This window comes from Leyella stercorea (assembly GCF_021531355.1).
Lineage (GTDB): Bacteria > Bacteroidota > Bacteroidia > Bacteroidales > Bacteroidaceae > Prevotella.
Genome location: NZ_JADYTS010000180.1, coordinates 1 through 878, shown reverse-complemented (window position 1 = coordinate 878; position 878 = coordinate 1). Strand labels below are relative to the sequence as shown.

1 protein-coding gene is annotated in these 878 nt (G+C 44.6%); it reads right to left on the bottom strand.

Features of this window, described 5'->3' with window-relative positions:
* A partial coding sequence (locus I6E38_RS14940) for a PEGA domain-containing protein (protein WP_235394723.1) occupies positions 1 to 878 on the bottom strand: 878 nt, incomplete at both ends.

Genomic DNA, 878 nt, shown 5'->3' with positions numbered 1-878 from the left:
AACGTTCCTGCCTCAACACGAACCATATCAATGCTTATGCCTTTCTTTACGGGAATGGTTATTGTATTGTCTGACAACGTAGAGCCTGTAGAGGTAGGGACTGTAGTATTGGTTGACAACATGCCAGCTAAAGTAGCTGTCTGACCTTCCAATATGTTCACTTGTTTGCTTTCTGTGCCATATCCATCCTTTTTAATTTCTACCTTATGATTTCCCACCAATAAGCCATTAAACACACGTGGACTTTGTCCTACCTTATTGCCATCAATATAGACATCAGCTCCAAATGGCTTATAGTTTACAGAAAGGTTGCCTTGTATGGCTGCGAGTTCGCTAAAAGCCACATCAAGTTTTTGTTGTTGAGACAGATTGATGGTGCGCTGCTGACTGCGGTAGCCCTCCTTCATTGCCTCGATAAGGTGCATACCCTCTTTTAGACTACCTGTCCAAGGTATCATGCCAACGGATTTCTTGTCAACATATAGCGATACGGCAGGTGTCAGGCAAGTGACAGAAACCGTAGCCATAGCAGAGACAAGGCTGACATTAATGGGAGTCATGTCGCTGTTGCTGATGGTGAACGAGCCACTCTTGCTGATATAGCCTCCTGCCTCTACCTTATATGTATGACTGCCATAAGGAAGCATGGCTGAATACTCACCGTCCAAGGAGCTAGACTGTAGCACTCCATCTATACTAACCTTTGCATCTTTTGGCGAAACAGTAAGCGCATAAAAATTGCCTCCGGCATCAACTGGACCAACAACATTTCCTGATGCTGTGATCGTTAGTTCGTATGTTCTGTTGCTTTCCACCTTCTCCACTCCATAATCAGCAAACGTCACCATTACTGGAGCATAGTTAGCGTGCTTCACCTT